The following is an 18,752-nucleotide window of genomic DNA, read 5'->3' as shown; positions in this document are numbered from 1 at the left end:
CAGCAGGATCCTCCTGACCAGAAACAGGCCTTCCATCCTACACAGGCAAATGTTTCAAACCACCCCTGCGTCCACCAACAATTGCTCCAGTGCGGGCAAGTCCGGCACCCGCGCCACCTGCTCGCCTACCTGCACCGCCGCCAGTTCCAGGCTTGCCAGCGGTACATCGACATAATTGAGCTGGCTGTCGAGCTTGCACGAACGCGGGATGCCCTGCACCAGCAAGGCAACAAAACGCAACGGGCTGCTGCCCAGAGCATTGAGCACGACGATCCGCGCCCGTTCGCCAACCTGTAGCTGACCACCGCAGGCCGACTCGAAGCTGAGCAGCGGCAAGCGCTGGCCACGCCAGTCGATCCAGCCAAGCAACCACTCAGGCGGCTCCAGCGCCGGGCTGCCGGGCTGAAAGCCGATCAGCTCGGCTACGGCAACATTGGGCAGCACCAGACAGCGGTCGCTCAAGGACAACAGCAAGCCGGTCAGGCTGCTGCGCCGGTTATGCCGGGCGGGCTGCTCAAGCATCGCGGCGACTCCATTGGGCAATGCTCTGCAGCAGTACCGATTCCTGATAGGGTTTGCCCAGGTAGTCGTTGACGCCAATGGCCATGGCCCGGTCGCGGTGTTTCTGGCCGGTACGCGAAGTGATCATGATGATCGGCAAGTCCTTGAGCTTGGGATCGTGGCGAATCTGCGTGGCGACTTCAAAGCCGTCCATGCGCGGCATCTCGATGTCCAGCAGGAGAATGTCCGGACGATGCTCCTGCAGCAGGGCCATGGCGTCGACCCCGTCCTTGGCGGTCAGCACGTTCATGCCGTGGCGTTCGAGCAGGCGCCCGGTAACCTTGCGCACGGTGACCGAATCATCCACCACCATCACCAGCAGCGGCCTCGCCGGCACGCTGCCGAGGTTTTCCCGACGCTGACCATCGCTGCCACGGTGGTGCAGGACCAACTGCTGCTGCAAACCGCGTAACTGACCGAGCAAGTCGAGAATCAGCACCACCCGGCCATCACCCAGCAAAGTCGCCCCGGACAACCCCTGGACCGCAGCAAACTGCGGCCCAAGGCTCTTGACCACGATCTCGCGGCTGGCCGCCAGGCCATCGACCTGCACGGCATATTGCTGATCATGGGAATGCACCAGCAACACCGGCAGCGGCAGGCTCTGGCCCAAAAGTTTTGGTTGCGTCGCGCCCTGCAGCAATTCGCCCAGGTAGCGCAGCTCATAGCGGTGTCCAGCGTACTGGTAGTGCGGCGGGTCGAGCTGGTAACACGCTTCCAGTTCGGCCGGTGGCACGCGGACAATACCTTCGATGGTGTTCAGCGGAATCGCGTACTGCTCGTCACCGTAGTGAACCATCAAGCCCCGGTTGATCGACACGGTGAACGGCAGGCGAATCAGGAAGCGCGCGCCCTTGCCCGGGTTCGACTCGATCATCATCGAACCGCCAAGCTGCTTGACCTCTTCATGGACCACGTCCATGCCCAGGCCGCGCCCGGAAATCTGGGTGATCTTCTCGGCAGTGGAAAACCCCGGCTGGAGGATGAACTGCATGATCTCGTGGTCGCTGAGCACGGCGGCAGGGTCGAGCAGGCCGCGCTTGATCGCCTTGCGCCGCACGGCCTCCAGCGGCACCCCGGCACCGTCGTCGGTCATCTCGATGACGATATCGGCGCCCTCATGCAGCAGGTTCAGCGAGATCAGCCCCTGCTCCGGCTTCCCGGCCGCCAGGCGCGCCTCACGCGACTCCAGGCCATGGTCGACGGCGTTGCGCAGCATGTGCTCAAGCGGCGCCATCATGCGTTCCAGCACACTGCGGTCCATCTCGCCCTCGGCATTGCCGATCACCAGTTCGACCTGCTTGCCAAGCTCGCTGGACACCTGCCGCACCACCCGCTGCAAACGCGGCACCAGGCGCTCGAAAGGCACCATGCGCGTGCGCATCAGGCCTTCCTGCAGTTCACTGTTGACCCGCGCCTGCTGCTGCAACAGGCTCTGCGCGTCATGGGCACGTACGCTCAAGGTTTCCTTGAGGTCGAGCAGGTCGGAGGCCGACTCGAACAGCGCCCGCGACAACTGCTGCAGTTGCGAATGGCGGTCCATCTCCAGCGGGTCGAAGTCGTCGTAGGCCTGGCCGTCGCCATCGGCCTGGCGGCTGAGGATGCGCCCCTGGGTTTCGGTATCCAGGCGGCGCAACTGGTCGCGCATGCGCTCCAGGGTAGTTTCCATCTCGTTAAGGGCCACTTGCGCATCGTTGACCTGCTGCTCGATGCGGCCACGGATGATCGAGTTCTCCCCGGCCAGGTTGCCCAGATCATCGAGCAGTTCCGAGGCCACCTTGACCATATCGCCAGCGCCACGTTCAGGCGCGGTCACCGGCAGCTCCGGCGGTGCCGTGTCCGGGTGCGCCTGGCTGGCGGCGGTGTCGGCCAGTGCTGCGCTGCTGAAATTGCGGATGTAGTCGATCAGCGCCGTGGCCGCGTGCAGCGGCTGTTGCAGGCGCACGGCGTCGAGCATGTGGGCCAGGCGGTCATGGCAGTTCTGCAGCAGGCTGAACAGCGCCGGGCTGGGCTGCAACTGGCCGGCGGCGAGCAGCTCGTAGAGAAATTCCAGTTCGTGGGCCAGGTCGCCGATCGGGGCGATCTCGACCATTCGCGCACCACCCTTGAGGGTGTGCAGGTCACGCAGCAGGTTTTCCACCTCGACGCCATTGCGCGGCTCGGCCTGCCAGCGCAGCAAGGCCGCACTGGAGCTTTCGACCAGGTCGAGGCTTTCTTCGAGGAAGATCTCCAGCAACTCTTTGTCGCCAGCGTCCTGCTGCGCTTCGACTGGCTTGTCCACTGGCGTTGGCGGCGGTGCGTCATGACGAAACTCGCACAGCGCCGCCAGCAGCTCGACCTGGGCGGCGGGCACCTGGCCTTGCTGCAATTGTTCGAGCATCTGCGCCAATTGCTGATGGCTGCGCTTGAGCAGGGCAAACAGCTCGGCACCGGCGCTGAAGCGTCGGTCCACCAGGCCCTCGTAAAGCAGTTCAAGCTCCTGCGCCAGCACTTCGAACGCACCCATGGCAGCCATCTGCGCGCCGCCCTTGAGGGTCTGCAGGTCACGGGCCAGCGACGACAGTGCCGAGGCGTTGTCGGTATCCAGCAGCCAGCGCGCCAGGGCCTGGTCGGCACTGTCGAGAATGTCGCTGGCTTCATCGAGGAACAGCTCGACCATGGCTAAGTCCGGAGCCTGGGCCGCCAGTTCGGCGGTGGCGCTGGCAAGCTCGGTGACGGCTCCGCCCTGGCTGCTGACCAGGCCCATGGCCGACGGGTCGAGGCCTTCGTCGAGCAGTTCACGCAGGGCCTGCAGACGTTCCGGGCGCGGGTCGACTTCCTGGCCGGCGGCGATCTGGTCGAGCATGTCGATCAGCGCTTCATGTGCGCTCTGGGCCTCGTTAAAGAATCGCGGGCTGACCGCCAGGCTGCTTTCTTCCACTGCCCCATAAAGATCGAGCAGGGCCTCACACAGTTCATCCACCTGCCACAGGTCGGCCAGGTGCGCGCTCTGGCCGAGGGTGGTCAGTTCATCGAGCAGGGCATTGAGTTCCTGGCGCTCGCCCGGGTGCTCCTGCCAGCGCAGCAGCAACGACTCGGCGTCGAGCAGGATGTCCATGCCCTGGGCCAGGAAGCTGGCAATCAGTTGCGGGTCGCGCTTGACCCGCAGGCCCTGGCTCGGCGCATCGAGCAACGCTTGCAGGCGTGCATCGACCACCTGGTGAACATCGTCAATCAGCATCGCCGCCCCGGCTATCGCTGCCAGCGGCGTGCTTGATAACTGCTGCACGCCACGGCGCAGCAGCGGCTCTGCAGTTTCCAGGAGGTAGATTTCCTCCAGATCGAAGGCCAGCTGATGAGCCTTGAACTCACGCGCGAGCAAGTCCAGGGCACCGGCCAGCTCGGCAATCGGCACTACCCCGGCCATCGCCGCACTACCCTTGAGCGTGTGCAGGGCACGCTGCAGGGTGTCGCTGACCGGCAGCGGCAGGTGCTTGTCGGCCTCGTGCAAGAAGGCTTCGAGGCTGTCCAGGTGCCCCAGGGCCTCGTTGCGGAATATCTCCAGCAGTTGCGGGTCGATGGCTTCGTCGGCCTCGGTCTCGCTGTGCGGATCGTTCATGGCCAGTGCATGCAGGTGCGCGGCCAGTTGTTCGACCTCGGGATGGGCCGGCGCCAGGGCCTGGGCGAACTCACCGAGCAGTGCTGGCAGCTTGTTCAGGGCCTGCTGCAACGCCGCCAGCGGTGCATCACCAATCTCTACCCGGCCTTCCAGCACTCGATTGAGAAAATGCTCTGCCGCCCAGGCCAGCTCTGCCAGGACCTGCGCTCGAACCATGCGCCCACTGCCCTTGAGGGTGTGCAGGCCCCGGCGCAGTTCGATCAGGGCGTCGCGATCGGCGCCGTCGGCTTGCCAGCGCGCCCACATTTCATCGAGCAACGGCAACAGCTCGTTGGCTTCTTCAAGGAATATCTCGCGCAACTCGTCATCGATCGGCGTTTCTTCGGGCGCCACTACAGCAGGCACTACCAGCGCCGCAGGTTCTGGCTCAAGGCGATAACCCAAGGCAGCAAGGCTGTGCTGAGCCGCCTCGAGGAACCGCGAGGGATTGGCCTGGGGGTCGGCAATCAGCCATTGCAGGTAGCACTCGCAGGCGCTCAGGGCCTCGGCCAGTTCGGTCAGGGCAGCAGGATCTGTCAGGGTTTCACTGCCCAGCAGTTGCTCATGCACATAGTCGCCGCAATGACCGATCAACGCCGCTGCGCGCGGCAGCATCAGCATCGCCAGGGCGCCACGAACCTGTTGCAGCAAGCCCGGCAGCGGCTGCAGGCGCTGGGGCTGCCAGCCGGCGTCGAGGCAATCGCCGATCAGGTCCTTGACCTGCTGCATCACGGCAAAGGTTTCTTCCAGCACCAGCTGGCGAATCTCGGCCAGATCGGTGCCCGGTAGCGGACTCTGGCTGTTCTGCTCCAGCGGCCCGACCATCCCGGCCAGGGTTGCCTCGACATACAGCAGCGCGCCGGCAGTATCCATCAACAACGCATCGGCCGGCTCACGTTGGCCCTGGGCCAGGCTTTGCAGCACCAGCACCTGATCGATGATCACCCGCCGCGGCTGACCAAAGCCGAGCACTGCCAGGGTATCGGCGATCTGCCGTAACGGCGCCAGCAGCGGCTCCAGTTCATCCAGTTGCTGGCGATCCCCGCGCACGAACTGGTCGAGGCGCTCCTTGACCCGCTTGAGGTCTTCGCACAGGGCGGCGACAACGGAGCGCAAGGCATCGCGGTCAGGTCCGGCCTGCAGGCGATCGCGCCAGGTGCCCAGGTACAGGTCGAGGTTGGCCAGCTCCTCGGCGTCGGCGGGGCTGCTGGCTAGCAGGCTGTCCTGCGCCAGGGCCTGGGCGCCGCGCTCGGCGCGCAACTGGTTGAGCACCGGCAGCACCACCAGCGGCAGGTCGCGGCGGGCGCTGCGCAGGCGCTCAAGGTACAGCGGCAGCTGCTCCAGGCCGCGAAACAGCGCGCCCAGCGCTTCACCGCGCTGGCTGGCGCGGCCCTGACGCAAGGCCAGGCCCAGTTGTTCCATTTCTTCGGCGAGCAGGGCCGCGCCGTTGAGTTCGAGCATCAGCAGGCAGCCACGCACCTGATGCAGCTGTTCGACGAAACCGTCGAGCACGGCTTCGTCCCCGGGCTCGGCGGCGAAGTGTTCAAGGGTCAGGCGCGCCTGGCCCAGGCAATCGGCAATCGCCCCTTTGACCCAGGCCAGCGCCACCGTATCGTGCCGATCCGCCATAACTGCTCCCATCACCATGATGCCCTCAACGCGGCGACGTCGGCGGCAGGGTAAAGCCGGACACCGAGCGGCGCATTTCACTGGCCATGCGCGCCAGGTTGCCGATGCTCTCGGCGGTGGCGGTAGAGCCGGCCGAGGTTTGCGAGGTGATCTGCTGGATCACCGCCATGGTATGCGAGATCTGCCCGGCCGAAGAGGTCTGCAGTTGGGCGGCATCGGAGATGCTGTGAATCAGGTCGGCGAGGGTCTGCGACACGCCTTCGATTTCGGCCAGGGCGACCCCGGCATCCTGGGCCAGACGCGCACCGCGCACCACTTCGGCAGTGGTCTGCTCCATGGAGATCACCGCCTCGTTGGTGTCGGCCTGGATGGTGCGCACCAGCGCTTCGATCTGGCGCGTGGCCGACGACGAGCGCTCGGCCAAGCGTTGTACTTCGTCGGCAACCACGGCAAAGCCGCGCCCGGCTTCCCCGGCCAGCGAGGCCTGGATCGCCGCGTTGAGGGCAAGGATGTTGGTCTGATCAGCAATGTCGTCGATCAGGCTGACGATATCGCCGATCTCCTGGGACGACTCGCCCAGACGCTTGATCCGTTTGGCGGTGTCCTGGATTTGTTCGCGGATGTTGTCCATGCCGTTGATGGTGTTGTGCACCACCTCGTTGCCCTTGTTGGCGATAGCGACCGAACGCTCGGCCACCTTCGCCGACTCATAGGCGTGGGTAGACACCCGGTCGATGGACTCGGCCATGTCGCCCACCGCCACCGAGGCATCGCTGATCTGCTGGGCCTGGTGCTCGGAGGCCTTGGCCAGCTGACGCGCGGTGTTCTGGGTGTCCTGCACGGCGGCGGCGACTTCCTCGGCGCTGAGGTTGATGGTCGCCACCAGGTCGCGCAACTGGTCAATGGAATAATTGATCGAATCGGCGATGGCGCCGGTGAAGTCCTCGGTCACCGAGACCGTCACGGTCAGGTCGCCATCGGCGAGGTCTTCGATTTCGTCGAGCAGGCGCATGATTGCCTGCTGGTTGCGTTCATTCTTTTCGCCGGTTTCGCGCAGTTGCCGGTGCGTGGTACGCACCATCACCAGGCCGATAAGGATGATCGAGGCCAGCGCCAGCAAGCCCAGCACGTAGCCGCCGACAGTATCCAGGGTTCGGCCGTTGGCCAGGTTCTCGAAACCGGTGGCCAGGCGCGAGGCTTCATCGAGCAGGGTTTGCGACAGGCCGAAGATGCTCCCGGCGGCTTCGCGCACACGGAACAGTTCAGGCGAGGTTTCGAGGATTTCGTCCACGGAGCCGGCGACGAACTGAAACAGCTCGGCGATCTCGGCCAGCCGCGCGCGGGCGTCCGGGTCCTGCACGCGGGTAACCTGGATCGCCTCGTTACCGCCAAGCATGGCTTCGAGCACCTGGCCAAAACGGCTGGCGTCGCGGCCGAAGGCATCCGCGGCCTGCACGGCGGTCTCATCCCCGGCCAGTACGGTGTTGACCGAGCCGAGAATACGTTCGGCCAGCAGCGACTGACGCTGGGCCACGGCGACCTGACTGGCCGGGGCGCCGCTCTGCAGCAGAATCTCGACGACCTTCTCGTACTCCACCTGCAACTGCGGCACGGTTTCAGCCAGGGTCGCGGCGACCTGGTGCAACGACAGCACGGTCTGCTCACTGGCAAGAATCGCGTCGCTGTTCTTGCGCAGGTTTTCCCAGTCGCGCAGCACGGCGTCCATTTCCTTGCGCACCGCCGGCGGCGCGGCGGGCAGGCCGGTGCTGGCATCGCCTTTTTTCAGGTAGCCCCAGCGCTGCTCGAAGTCGTTGCGCGCCTCGCTCAACAGGCGGAAAGCCACGGCCTTGCCGGCCGCCGCTTCAGTGGCGTTCTTGGCGATGCGCTGGGACAGCACCCGCAGTTCACCGGCATGGCCGATGTACTGCTTGTCGTAGTTGGCCTGGGTGTTGAGGTAGGCGAAGTTGGCGAACAGCAGGATGATCGACAGGATCAGCACCACGAACAGCGCCGCGATCTGCGCGCTGCTGCGGGAACCCTGGGTCGATGGAGCCGTCTTGGTCGTGGTCACGGAGGTGGCATTCCTTTACAGCGCGACGTCGAGGAAACCCGGCGCCTGGGCCAGGGCGAAGGGGCTGAAGATCGCCCAGCTGCGCTCACGCTGAAAATGCCCCTGAACAAAGGGCGCGGCAGCGCTGAGCAACGGCGTTGGCGGCGACAGGTCGAGGCTGTGCAGCGGAAAATGCTGCAAGCCCAGCACTTCATCGACCAGCAAGCCGGCAAACAGCTCGTCGTGGTCAAGCACCAGCACCCGCCGCTGCTTGCGCGGGGCCGACAGGCCCAGGCCGAAAAAGCCGCAGAGGTCCATCACCGGCAGCAGCCGGCCACGCAGGTTGGCCACCCCGCTGACCCAGGGCTTGACCCCGGGGATCCGGCTCAGGCGCGGCTCGTGCAGCACTTCGGCGACTTCGCCCATGGGCGCGACGAACCATTGCTCGGCGATGCGAAAGCCGATGCCGCTCCAGCTCTGCAGGCGGGTTTCCTGCAACGGCAGGTCGGCGGCCAGCAGCCGGCAGCGCCGGTCGATGTCCAGCAGCAGCTCGAAGGCCGTCAGCGACTCGCCCATGGGCCGGGTGGTCAACCTTTGAGCACGTCGTTGAGTTTCTTGATCAGGGTGTCTTCGTCCACCGGCTTGGTCAGGTAGTCCTTGGCGCCCTGGCGCTGGCCCCAGACCTTGTCGGTCTCCTGGTCCTTGGTGGTGACGATGATCACCGGGATGTGCGCGGTTTCCGGGTCTTTGCTCAACTGGCGAGTGGCCTGGAAGCCGTTGACCCCGGGCATGACGATGTCCATCAGTACCGCATCGGGCTTTTCGTGGCGGGCCAGGGCCACGCCATCGGCGCCGTTTTCGGCCTTGAGCACTTCATGCCCGTGTTTTTCGAGCATACCGGTCAGTTTGTACATTTCGGTCGGCGAATCGTCGACGATCAGAACTCGGGCCATGCTGTTCCCCATGAAGGAATAGACGCCTGCGGCGGCGCAGCGTCAGGGTGCGTGTTGTTCTTCTGCGGCGAATCCGGGCACATGGGCCTTGATTGCGTCCAGCAGTTCTTCCTTGCTGAAAGGCTTGGTCAAAAATTGATCAGATCCGACGACGCGGCCACGGGCCTTGTCGAACAGGCCATCGCGGGACGACAGGAGAATCACCGGCGTGTCCTTGAAGGTGCTGTTCTGCTTGATCAGGGCGCAGGTCTGGTAGCCGTCCAGACGCGGCATCAGCACGTCGACGAAAATGATCTGCGGCTGGTGGTCGATGATCTTGGCCAGGGCATCGAAACCGTCGATGGCCGTGATGACCTCACATCCTGCTTCGCTGAGCAATATCTGGGCGGTGCGGCGAATCGTCTTGGAGTCGTCGATCACCATCACCTTCAATGCCGCGCCGGGCTGTTCCATAATTGCTCTACCATCGCTGCTCGCTATGAGCGGCAGGCTACAAGTTTCAAGCGGCAAGAAAAAGCAGGGTGAACGCGGCGTGCTTTTTCTTGTGGCCTATGCCTTGTGGCTTGCAGCTGGAGACGGCCGTGCAGGCCACGTGCCAGGCCTTTTTAGCACACTCTGGGGGGTGCATTCCATCGGCCCGCGCCGACGCCCGCCGCAGCACCGCCCAGGATGCGTTTTTCCCTTGACCGCCAGCGCTGTGAGCGCCACCCTGACGCCACTTTTCGTTCGAGCCAATGCGGCCCATTGCCGCTGAGAGGATTTAGCCCATGAGCGTTCGCCTCGGGATTGTCATGGACCCCATTGCGCGCATTTCCTATAAAAAGGATAGTTCGCTGGCCATGTTGCTGGCCGCCCAGGAGCGCGGCTGGTCGCTGTTCTACATGGAGCAGCAGGACCTCTACCAGGGCGCCGGCCAAGCCCGCGCGCGCATGCGCCCGCTGAAAGTCTTCGCCGACCCGGAGCACTGGTTCGAGCTGGAAGCCGAACAAGACAGCGCCCTGAGCGAGCTGGACGTGATCCTGATGCGCAAGGATCCGCCGTTCGACATGGAATTCGTCTACAGCACCTACTTGCTGGAACAGGCCGAAGCCGCCGGCGTGCTGGTGGTCAACCGTCCGCAGAGCCTGCGCGACTGCAACGAAAAACTCTTCGCCACGCTGTTCCCGCAGTGCACGCCGCCGACCCTGGTCAGCCGCCGCGCCGACATCCTGCGTGAATTCGTCAACCAGCAGGGCGACACCATCCTCAAGCCGCTGGACGGCATGGGCGGCACCTCGATCTTCCGCCATCGACCGGGCGATCCGAACCTCTCGGTAATCCTCGAGACCCTGACCGGCAACGGCACCCAGCAAATCATGGCGCAAGGCTACCTGCCGGCCATCAAGGACGGCGACAAGCGCATCCTGATGATCGACGGCGAGCCGGTGCCTTACTGCCTGGCGCGCATCCCGGCTTCGGGCGAAACCCGTGGCAACCTCGCCGCCGGCGGCCGTGGCGAAGCCCGCCCGCTGACCGACCGCGACCGCTGGATCGCCGAACAGGTCGGCCCGACCCTGCGCGAGAAGGGCCTGCTGTTCGTCGGCCTGGACGTGATCGGCGAGCACCTGACCGAAATCAACGTCACCAGCCCGACCTGCATCCGCGAGATCGACAATGCCTTCGGCACCCAGATCGGCGTGCAGTTGATGGATGCCATTGATCGCAAGCTCAAGGCGCGCTGACAGCCGACGCGGAGCAACCGCGCAGAGTGGGGTATCATGCCAGTCGTTTTTTTATGACCTGGGCACCTGCTCTGCCGGTTTTTCCCGGTTTTTGCAGTTGCTGGATACCTGATGACGCTTCCTGCTGACATCCCTGCCGACTTCTCTCCACCCCGCGTACGCCCGGTGGATCGCCTGGGCTTTACCCTGTTCCTGGCGGCGCTGCTGCACCTGGTGCTGATCCTCGGCGTCGGTTTCACCTTCGCCAAGCCCGAAGAAATCCGCCGGACCATGGAAATTACCCTGGCCACCTTCAAGAGCGAAAAAGCGCCGCAGAAGGCTGACTACCTGGCCCAGGACAACCAGCAAGGCAGTGGCACCCTGGACAAGAAAGCGGTGCCGAAAACCACCGAAGTGGCGCCCTTCCAGGACAGCAAGATCAACAAGGTCACACCGCCTCCGGCAGCCAAGCCTGAAGTGCAGCCGCAACCGACGCCGCCTAAAGCCGTGGTAGCGACCAAGGCACCGAAGCCGGAAAAAGTCGAGACCCGGCCCAAGGAAACCAAGCCGCAGCCCAAACCCCAGACTGCGACCCCGGATTTTGACAGCTCACAGCTGTCCAGCCAGATCGCCAGCCTCGAGGCCGAGCTGTCCCATGAGCAGCAGTTGTATGCCAAGCGTCCGCGCATCCACCGCCTCAACGCCGCCTCGACCATGCGCGACAAGGGCGCCTGGTACAAGGACGAGTGGCGCAAGAAGGTCGAGCGCATCGGCAACCTCAACTACCCCGACGAAGCCCGGCGCCAGCAGATCTACGGCAGCTTGCGGCTGATGGTGTCGATCAACCGCGACGGCTCGCTGTATGAAGTGCTGGTGCTGGAGTCCTCCGGCCAGCCCCTGCTCGACCAGGCTGCCCAGCGCATCGTGCGCCTGGCTGCGCCGTTCGCGCCGTTCACCGGCGACCTGGCCGATATCGACCGGCTGGAGATCATCCGTACCTGGCGTTTCGCCCGCGGCGACCGGTTGCAAAGCAACTGATCTAAGGCTCCGCCTGATGGCAAAACAATAGCCATTTTGCGATGATGCGCGCCCGTATATCCCCCTCAAGAAAGGATTCTGTTGATGTCGCGCATCAATTTTGCCCGCAAAACCGCTGCTCTCGGCCTGGCCCTGGCCGCCTGCGCCCTGCCTGCTGCCGCCTTCGCCGACGCCGCCGACGCCGCCGAGCTGTCGCAGAAGCTGTACAACGAAGTTGGCGAGTACAAGTACGACGAAACCCCGGCGCGCCTGGCCAAGATCCAGGGCCTGCTCGACCAGGGTGCCGACCCGAAAGGCCAGCCGATGTTCCTGGCCGCCTCCTACAAGATCGTCGCGCCGTTCGAGCTGTTCCTGCCAAAGATCGGTGACGTCAACACGCCAATCCAGGAAAACGGCGAAACCCTGCTGCTGTTCGTCCTCAACCAGGCCGAACAGTCGAAGGCCTCCGAGGCTGACCTGCGCATGGTCAAGGGCCTGATCAAGGCCGGCGCCAACGTCAACGTGCTAGCCCAGGGCGATTCCGCCACGCCGCTGAACACCGCGGCACGCAAGGGCTCACCCGAACTGATCAAGCTGCTGCTGGATTCCGGCGCCGATGCCAAGGCCGTCCGGCCGAACGGCTTTACCCCATTGACCGGGCCGGGTGCCTCGAATCTGGAGGTGATCAAGCTGCTGGTCGCTGCCGGCGCCAATCCGTACCAGGTCACCCAGACCGGCTCGACGCCGCTGCACCATGTTTGCGAACGCGCCTTTGAAATGAACGGCCAGCCCGACCCGCAAGCCGCCCAGCGCATCGCCCTGCTGCTGAAAAAAGGCAGCTCGATCGATGCCTACCACGAGCAGCACGGCACCTTCCCGGTCGGTACGCCGCTGGAAGAAGCCGCCCGCTCGGACAACCCGGACTGCGTCGCCGCACTGATCAAGGCCGGCTCCAGCCTGAAGGCCCCGGCGTTCCCGGAGAGCTACCTGGCCAAGTACCCGCAGGCCAAGCAGAAGACCGTCCAGGAGTACGTGCTGTCGGCCGCTGAAGAGTCGCCAACCCTGTATACCGAAGAAGTGGTCAAGCTGTTCAAGTAACCCCGCAGTAAAGCTGACAAGGTGACGCCAGCACCTTGTCAGCGTGGCCGCTCACCGCCACACTATCAACCATGAAGAACCTCAGCCCGGATTACCTCAAGCACCAGTTCCTGATCGCCATGCCACACATGGCCGACCCGAACTTCGCGCAGACCTTGACCTACATCGTCGAGCACAACGCCAATGGGGCGATGGGGCTGGTGGTCAATCGGCCACAGGACCTCAACCTGGCCGATATCCTCGAACAGCTGCGTCCGGACGTCGACCCGCCGGCCAGTTGCATTCACGTGCCAATCTACATGGGCGGCCCGGTGCAAACCGACCGCGGCTTCGTCCTGCACACCAGTGACCGTACTTTCCAGGCTACCGTCGAGCTCGACGGCCTGTCGCTGACCACGTCCCAGGACGTGCTGTTCGCCATTGCCGATGGCCTCGGCCCCAAACAGAGCCTGATCACCCTCGGCTACGCCGGCTGGGAAGCCGGGCAACTGGAAGCGGAGCTGGCCGACAACGCCTGGCTGAACTGCCCGTTCGACCCCGAGATCATCTTCGGCATGGCCTGCGAGCAACGTCTTGAAGCGGCCGCCGCAAGCCTTGGGATCAACCTCAGCCTGCTGACCAGCCAGGCGGGGCACGCCTGATGACTGAAGTACGCCTACTGCTGGGCTTTGACTACGGCAGCCGCCAGATCGGCGTCGCGGTCGGCCAGGTGATCACCGGACAGGCCCGCGAGCTGTGCACCCTCAAGGCGCAGAACGGCACGCCGGACTGGGCCCAGGTGGAAAAACTGATCAAGGAATGGAAACCCGACGCCCTGGTGGTCGGCCTGCCGTTGAACATGGACGGCACCCCCAGCGAGATGAGCGAGCGCGCGGAAAAATTCGCCCGCCGCCTCAATGGCCGTTTCAACCTGCCGGTGCACACCCACGACGAACGCCTGACCACCTTCGAGGCCAAGGGCGAGCGCATGGCCCGTGGCGGCCAGCGCGGCAGTTACCGCGACAACCCGGTGGATGCCATTGCCGCCGCCTTGCTGCTGCAGGGCTGGCTGGAGGCCAATACCGGGGCCTGAGCCCCGATCATCGCATTCAAGCCGGGCTAGCGCACCGCTCCCCGGCCTCTTGAGGAGCAAGCATGAGCCTACCCAATCCCGCCGAACTGATCCGGCAGATGGCCGTCGACCTTCGCGCCCATCTGGCCCGGCGCGCCATTGCCGAACCGCGCTTCATCGGCATCCGCACCGGTGGTGTCTGGGTCGCCCAGGCACTGCTTGAAGAACTGGGCAGCGACACCGCCCTGGGCACACTCGACGTTTCCTTCTACCGCGACGACTTCAGCCAGAACGGCCTGCACCCGCAGGTTCGCCCGTCCGACTTGCCGTTCGAGATCGAAGGCCAGCACCTGGTGCTGATCGACGACGTGCTGATGAGCGGACGCACCATCCGTGCCGCCCTCAACGAACTGTTCGACTATGGCCGTCCGGCCAGTGTGACCCTGGTCTGCCTGCTCGACCTGGATGCCGGCGAATTGCCGATCCGGCCGAATGTGGTCGGCGCCACCCTGTCGCTGGCCGCCCATGAACGGGTAAAATTGACCGGACCCGCACCGCTCGCCCTCGAGCGCCAGGACCTCGCCTCCGCTTCCGCCCTTTAAGAGTCCCCTGCGATGACGCCAATCGACGCCAAGCGCCCGCTGCAGCTCAATGATCAGGGCCAGCTGCGCCACTTCCTCTCGCTCGACGGTTTGCCCCGCGAACTGCTGACCGAAATCCTCGACACTGCCGACTCGTTCCTCGAAGTCGGCGCCCGGGCCGTCAAGAAGGTTCCGTTGCTGCGCGGCAAGACCGTCTGCAACGTGTTCTTCGAAAACTCCACCCGCACCCGTACCACCTTTGAACTGGCCGCCCAGCGGCTGTCGGCGGACGTCATCACCCTGAACGTGTCGACCTCCTCGACCAGCAAGGGCGAAACCCTGTTCGACACCCTGCGCAACCTCGAAGCCATGGCGGCCGACATGTTCGTCGTGCGTCATGCCGACTCGGGCGCCGCGCACTTCATCGCCGAGCACGTATGCCCGGAGGTGGCGATCATCAATGGCGGCGACGGCCGCCACGCCCACCCGACCCAGGGCATGCTCGACATGCTCACCATTCGTCGGCACAAGGGCGGTTTCGAAAACCTCTCGGTGGCCATCGTCGGCGACATCCTGCACTCGCGGGTAGCGCGCTCGAACATGCTTGCACTGAAAACCCTGGGCTGCCCGGACATCCGCGTGATCGGCCCGAAAACCCTGCTGCCGATCGGTATCGAGCAGTACGGCGTCAAGGTCTACACCGACCTGGAGCAGGGCCTGAAGGACGTCGACGTGGTGATCATGCTGCGCCTGCAGCGTGAGCGCATGGCCGGCGGCCTGCTGCCCAGCGAAGGCGAGTTCTACCGCCTGTTCGGCCTGACCACCGCACGCCTGGCCGGGGCCAAGCCGGATGCCATCGTCATGCACCCGGGCCCGATCAACCGCGGCGTAGAGATTGAATCAGCGGTGGCCGACGGTGCTCACTCGGTGATCCTCAACCAGGTCACCTACGGTATCGCCGTACGCATGGCGGTGCTGTCCATGGCCATGAGCGGGCAGACCGCGCAACGTCAATTCGAGCAGGAGAACGCCCAGTGACCCTCAGTATTCTCGGCGCCCGGGTCATCGACCCCCTGAGCGGCCTGGACCAGACCACTGACCTGCACATCGATGCCGGCAAGATCATCGCCATCGGCGCCGCCCCGGCAGGCTTCAAGCCTGCACGCAGTATCGATGCCCAGGGCCTGGTCGCCGCGCCCGGCCTGGTCGACCTCAACGTCGCCCTGCGCGAGCCCGGCTACAGCCGCAAAGGCAGCATCGCCAGCGAAACCCGCGCCGCCGCTGCCGGTGGCGTCACCAGCCTGTGCTGCCCGCCGCAGACCAAGCCGGTGCTGGACACCTCGGCGGTGGCCGAGCTGATTCTCGACCGCGCCCGCGAAGCCGGGCACAGCAAGGTCTACCCGATCGGCGCCCTGAGCAAAGGCCTGGAAGGCGAGCAGCTTGCCGAGCTGATTGCGTTGCGTGACGCCGGCTGCGTGGCCTTTGGCAACGGCCTCAATGCCTTTGGCAACAACCGCACCCTGGCCCGCGCGCTGGAATACGCCGCGACCTTCGACCTGACGGTGATCTTCCACTCCCAGGACCGCGACCTGGCTCAGGACGGCCTGGCCCACGAAGGCGCCATGGCCAGCTTCCTCGGCCTGCCGGGAATTCCGGAAACCGCCGAAACCGTGGCCCTGGCGCGCAACCTGCTGCTGGTCGAACAGACCGGCGTGCGAGCGCACTTCAGCCAGCTGACCAGCGCCCGCGGCGCGCGGCTGATCGCCCAGGCCCAGGAACTAGGCCTGCCAGTGACCGCCGACGTTGCCTTGTACCAACTGATCCTCACTGACGAAGCGCTGCGCGACTTCTCCAGCCTGTACCACGTGCAACCGCCGCTGCGCACCCGCGCCGACCGCGACGGCCTGCGCGAGGCGGTGAGGTCCGGGGTGATCCAGGCGATCTCCAGCCATCACCAACCCCATGAGCGTGATGCCAAGCTGGCGCCGTTCGGTGCGACCGAACCGGGCATCAGCAGTGTCGAACTGTTGCTGCCGCTGGCCATGACCCTGGTGGAAGACGGCCTGCTCGACCTGCCAACTTTGTTGCAGCGTTTGTCTGCGGGCCCGGCCGCGGCGCTGCGCCTGCCCGCGGGCGAGCTGAAGGTCGGCAGTGCGGCCGACCTGGTGCTGTTCGATGCCAAGGCCTCGACCGTAGCCGGCGAGCAGTGGCGCTCCAGGGGCGACAACTGCCCGTTCATCGGCCACTGCCTGCCGGGCGCGGTGCGTTATACCTTGGTCGATGGGCATATCAGCCACGAGGCCTGATATCCGGGGCCGCGTTGCGGCCCCATCGCCGGCAAGGCCGGCTCCCACAGGTCCTGTATGCACCGATCTTTGTGGGAGCCGGCCTTGCCGGCGATGGGGCCCTGAAGGATTACCGCTCATCCTTCAAGGTTGAAATCTTTCCTACCACCCCCATATGAGTCTGCATCAGGCATTTTCGCCCCGCTGCGTGGAGACTCTCCCTTGACCACCATCGTTTCAGTTCGCCGCCACGGCAAAGTCGTCATGGGCGGCGACGGCCAGGTTTCTCTCGGCAACACCGTGATGAAAGGCAACGCCAAGAAAGTCCGCCGCCTGTACCACGGTCAGGTCATCGCCGGTTTCGCCGGTGCCACCGCCGACGCCTTCACCCTGTTCGAACGCTTTGAAGGCCAGCTGGAAAAACACCAGGGCCATCTGGTCCGTGCCGCCGTGGAGCTGGCCAAGGAATGGCGTACCGACCGTTCCCTGAGCCGCCTGGAAGCCATGCTGGCCGTGGCCAACAAGGACGCATCCTTGATCATTACCGGCAACGGTGACGTGGTCGAACCCGAAGACGGCCTGATCGCCATGGGCTCCGGTGGCGCCTACGCCCAGGCCGCCGCTCGCGCCCTGCTGCAAAAGACCGACCTCTCGGCCCGCGAAATCGCCGAGACCGCGCTGAACATCGCCGGTGACATCTGTGTGTTCACCAACCATCACCTGACCATCGAGGAGCAGGACCTGGCCGAGTAATTCAGCTGTTCTGGCGCCCGGCCCCGGTGGCCGGGCTTTTCCACGCTGACTTATCGAGCCCAAGGACCATCACTACCATGTCCATGACCCCCCGCGAGATCGTCCACGAACTCAACCGCCACATCATCGGCCAGGACGACGCCAAGCGCGCCGTCGCCATCGCCTTGCGCAACCGCTGGCGGCGTATGCAGCTGCCGGCCGAGCTGCGCGTTGAAGTGACGCCGAAGAACATCCTGATGATCGGCCCGACCGGCGTCGGCAAAACCGAAATCGCCCGCCGCCTGGCAAAGCTTGCCAACGCACCGTTCATCAAGGTCGAAGCGACCAAGTTCACCGAAGTCGGTTATGTCGGCCGTGATGTCGAGTCGATCATCCGCGACCTGGCCGATGCCGCGATCAAGATGCTCCGCGAGCAGGAAATCATCCGCGTCGGTCACCGCGCCGAAGACGCTGCCGAAGAGCGCATCCTTGATGCCCTGTTGCCACCGGCACGCACCGGTTTCAACGAAGACCAGGTCGCCAGCCAGGACTCCAACACCCGCCAGCTGTTCCGCAAGCGCCTGCGCGAAGGCCAGCTGGACGACAAGGAAATCGAGATCGAAGTGGCCGAAGCCATGGGCGTCGACATTTCCGCGCCACCGGGCATGGAGGAAATGACCAACCAGTTGCAGAACCTCTTCGCCAACATGGGCAAGGGCAAGCGCAAGAGCCGCAAGCTCAAGGTCAAGGAAGCACTCAAGCTGGTGCGTGACGAAGAAGCCGGGCGCCTGGTCAACGAAGACGAGCTCAAGGCCAAGGCCCTGGAAGCGGTCGAGCAGCACGGCATCGTGTTCATCGACGAAATCGACAAGGTCGCCAAGCGCGGCAACGTCGGCGGTGCCGATGTGTCCCGTGAAGGCGTACAGCGCGACCTGCTGCCGCTGATTGAAGGCTGCACGGTGAACACCAAGCTGGGCATGGTCAAGACCGACCACATCCTGTTCATCGCCTCCGGTGCCTTCCACCTGAGCAAGCCGAGCGACCTGGTACCCGAGCTGCAAGGCCGCCTGCCGATCCGCGTCGAACTCAAGGCCCTGAGCCCGGAAGACTTCGAGCGCATCCTCAGCGAACCGCACGCCTCGCTCACCGAGCAGTACCGTGAGCTGCTGAAAACCGAAGGCCTGAACATCGAGTTCGCCGCCGACGGTATCAAGCGCCTGGCCGAGATTGCCTGGCAGGTTAACGAAAAAACCGAGAACATCGGTGCCCGTCGCCTGCACACCCTGCTCGAGCGTCTGCTCGAAGAGGTGTCGTTCAGCGCCGGCGACCTGGCCAGCGCCCACAGCGAAGCGCCGATCCGCATCGACGCCGACTACGTCAACAGCCACCTGGGCGAATTGGCGCAGAACGAAGACCTGTCACGCTATATTCTCTAAAGCGGCAAGCTTCAAGCGGCAA

Annotated in this window: 16 protein-coding genes; 10 read left to right on the top strand and 6 right to left on the bottom strand. The window is 64.8% G+C overall.

Going from position 1 to position 18,752, the window contains the following annotated elements; genetic code table 11:
• Window positions 1-54: 54 nt before the first annotated feature.
• From LOY45_RS01925 to pilG, 6 genes are read right to left on the bottom strand one after another with little or no spacing between them, the layout of a single operon-like run.
• Window positions 55-522, bottom strand: a complete 468-nt coding sequence (locus LOY45_RS01925; protein ID WP_115089242.1) for a chemotaxis protein CheW — start codon at window positions 520-522, stop codon at window positions 55-57.
• Window positions 515-5,827: a hybrid sensor histidine kinase/response regulator gene (locus tag LOY45_RS01920; protein WP_258578674.1), complete on the bottom strand. Its 5,313-nt coding sequence runs from the start codon at window positions 5,825-5,827 to the stop codon at window positions 515-517. Before LOY45_RS01920 ends, LOY45_RS01925 begins: the two co-directional genes overlap by 8 nt.
• Window positions 5,828-5,852: 25 nt before the next feature.
• Window positions 5,853-7,898 carry a methyl-accepting chemotaxis protein gene (locus tag LOY45_RS01915; protein WP_115089244.1) on the bottom strand — a complete coding sequence of 682 codons (2,046 nt, stop codon included), beginning with the start codon at window positions 7,896-7,898 and terminating at the stop codon, window positions 5,853-5,855.
• A gap of 15 nt (window positions 7,899-7,913) precedes the next feature.
• Entirely contained in the window at window positions 7,914-8,468 is a 555-nt protein-coding gene (locus LOY45_RS01910; protein ID WP_115089245.1) for a chemotaxis protein CheW, read from the bottom strand.
• Window positions 8,465-8,830, bottom strand: coding sequence for a twitching motility response regulator PilH (gene pilH, locus LOY45_RS01905; protein ID WP_045193983.1), 366 nt, complete (start codon window positions 8,828-8,830; stop codon window positions 8,465-8,467). The genes LOY45_RS01910 and pilH overlap by 4 nt, the downstream gene beginning before the upstream one ends.
• Before the next feature lie 42 nt (window positions 8,831-8,872).
• A complete protein-coding gene (pilG, locus tag LOY45_RS01900; RefSeq protein WP_010221498.1) occupies window positions 8,873-9,283 on the bottom strand; it encodes a twitching motility response regulator PilG in 411 nt (136 codons plus the stop codon).
• 314 nt (window positions 9,284-9,597) lie between these two features.
• Between pilG and gshB the strand changes: the two genes are divergently transcribed.
• The 10 genes from gshB (at window position 9,598) to hslU (ending at window position 18,730) form a co-directional block, all read left to right on the top strand.
• Complete coding sequence (gene gshB / locus LOY45_RS01895; RefSeq protein WP_115089246.1) at window positions 9,598-10,551, top strand: glutathione synthase; 954 nt, start codon at window positions 9,598-9,600, stop codon at window positions 10,549-10,551.
• Window positions 10,552-10,662: 111 nt separating this feature from the next.
• Window positions 10,663-11,568, top strand: coding sequence for an energy transducer TonB (locus tag LOY45_RS01890; RefSeq protein WP_134064604.1), 906 nt, complete (start codon window positions 10,663-10,665; stop codon window positions 11,566-11,568).
• An 84-nt stretch (window positions 11,569-11,652) separates the two neighbouring features.
• Window positions 11,653-12,645: an ankyrin repeat domain-containing protein gene (locus LOY45_RS01885; protein WP_258578673.1), complete on the top strand. Its 993-nt coding sequence runs from the start codon at window positions 11,653-11,655 to the stop codon at window positions 12,643-12,645.
• A gap of 71 nt (window positions 12,646-12,716) precedes the next feature.
• Window positions 12,717-13,286 (top strand): YqgE/AlgH family protein, encoded by a 570-nt coding sequence (locus tag LOY45_RS01880; RefSeq protein ID WP_115089249.1) that lies wholly within the window; start codon window positions 12,717-12,719, stop codon window positions 13,284-13,286.
• Complete coding sequence (ruvX, locus tag LOY45_RS01875) at window positions 13,286-13,717, top strand: Holliday junction resolvase RuvX (RefSeq protein ID WP_134064606.1); 432 nt, start codon at window positions 13,286-13,288, stop codon at window positions 13,715-13,717. The genes LOY45_RS01880 and ruvX overlap by 1 nt, the downstream gene beginning before the upstream one ends.
• Window positions 13,718-13,779: 62 nt before the next feature.
• Window positions 13,780-14,298 (top strand): bifunctional pyr operon transcriptional regulator/uracil phosphoribosyltransferase PyrR, encoded by a 519-nt coding sequence (pyrR, locus tag LOY45_RS01870; protein ID WP_115089251.1) that lies wholly within the window; start codon window positions 13,780-13,782, stop codon window positions 14,296-14,298.
• A 12-nt stretch (window positions 14,299-14,310) separates the two neighbouring features.
• Entirely contained in the window at window positions 14,311-15,315 is a 1,005-nt protein-coding gene (locus tag LOY45_RS01865) for an aspartate carbamoyltransferase catalytic subunit (RefSeq protein ID WP_010221491.1), read from the top strand.
• Window positions 15,312-16,583 carry a dihydroorotase gene (locus LOY45_RS01860; RefSeq protein WP_115089252.1) on the top strand — a complete coding sequence of 424 codons (1,272 nt, stop codon included), beginning with the start codon at window positions 15,312-15,314 and terminating at the stop codon, window positions 16,581-16,583. Before LOY45_RS01865 ends, LOY45_RS01860 begins: the two co-directional genes overlap by 4 nt.
• Window positions 16,584-16,784: 201 nt before the next feature.
• Window positions 16,785-17,315: an ATP-dependent protease subunit HslV gene (hslV, locus tag LOY45_RS01855; protein WP_010221489.1), complete on the top strand. Its 531-nt coding sequence runs from the start codon at window positions 16,785-16,787 to the stop codon at window positions 17,313-17,315.
• Window positions 17,316-17,392: 77 nt separating this feature from the next.
• Window positions 17,393-18,730, top strand: coding sequence for an ATP-dependent protease ATPase subunit HslU (gene hslU / locus LOY45_RS01850; protein ID WP_115089253.1), 1,338 nt, complete (start codon window positions 17,393-17,395; stop codon window positions 18,728-18,730).
• Window positions 18,731-18,752 lie beyond the last annotated feature (22 nt).

Origin of the sequence: Pseudomonas wadenswilerensis (assembly GCF_024749185.1) — a bacterium.
GTDB lineage: Bacteria > Pseudomonadota > Gammaproteobacteria > Pseudomonadales > Pseudomonadaceae > Aquipseudomonas > Aquipseudomonas wadenswilerensis.
Note: the sequence above shows the minus strand (reverse complement) of the source record. Positions and strands in the feature narration are given on the sequence as shown.

Bases quoted from the DNA above. Each gene is read 5' to 3' on its own strand.
- LOY45_RS01925 (WP_115089242.1), bottom strand. From the start codon at position 522: ATGCTTGAGCAGCCCGCCCGGCATAACCGGCGCAGCAGCCTGACCGGC.
- LOY45_RS01920 (WP_258578674.1), bottom strand. From the start codon at position 5,827: ATGGCGGATCGGCACGATACGGTGGCGCTGGCCTGGGTCAAAGGGGCG.
- pilH (WP_045193983.1), bottom strand. From the start codon at position 8,830: ATGGCCCGAGTTCTGATCGTCGACGATTCGCCGACCGAAATGTACAAA.
- pilG (WP_010221498.1), bottom strand. From the start codon at position 9,283: ATGGAACAGCCCGGCGCGGCATTGAAGGTGATGGTGATCGACGACTCC.
- gshB (WP_115089246.1), top strand. From the start codon at position 9,598: ATGAGCGTTCGCCTCGGGATTGTCATGGACCCCATTGCGCGCATTTCC.
- LOY45_RS01890 (WP_134064604.1), top strand. From the start codon at position 10,663: ATGACGCTTCCTGCTGACATCCCTGCCGACTTCTCTCCACCCCGCGTA.
- LOY45_RS01885 (WP_258578673.1), top strand. From the start codon at position 11,653: ATGTCGCGCATCAATTTTGCCCGCAAAACCGCTGCTCTCGGCCTGGCC.
- LOY45_RS01880 (WP_115089249.1), top strand. From the start codon at position 12,717: ATGAAGAACCTCAGCCCGGATTACCTCAAGCACCAGTTCCTGATCGCC.
- ruvX (WP_134064606.1), top strand. From the start codon at position 13,286: ATGACTGAAGTACGCCTACTGCTGGGCTTTGACTACGGCAGCCGCCAG.
- pyrR (WP_115089251.1), top strand. From the start codon at position 13,780: ATGAGCCTACCCAATCCCGCCGAACTGATCCGGCAGATGGCCGTCGAC.
- LOY45_RS01865 (WP_010221491.1), top strand. From the start codon at position 14,311: ATGACGCCAATCGACGCCAAGCGCCCGCTGCAGCTCAATGATCAGGGC.
- hslU (WP_115089253.1), top strand. From the start codon at position 17,393: ATGTCCATGACCCCCCGCGAGATCGTCCACGAACTCAACCGCCACATC.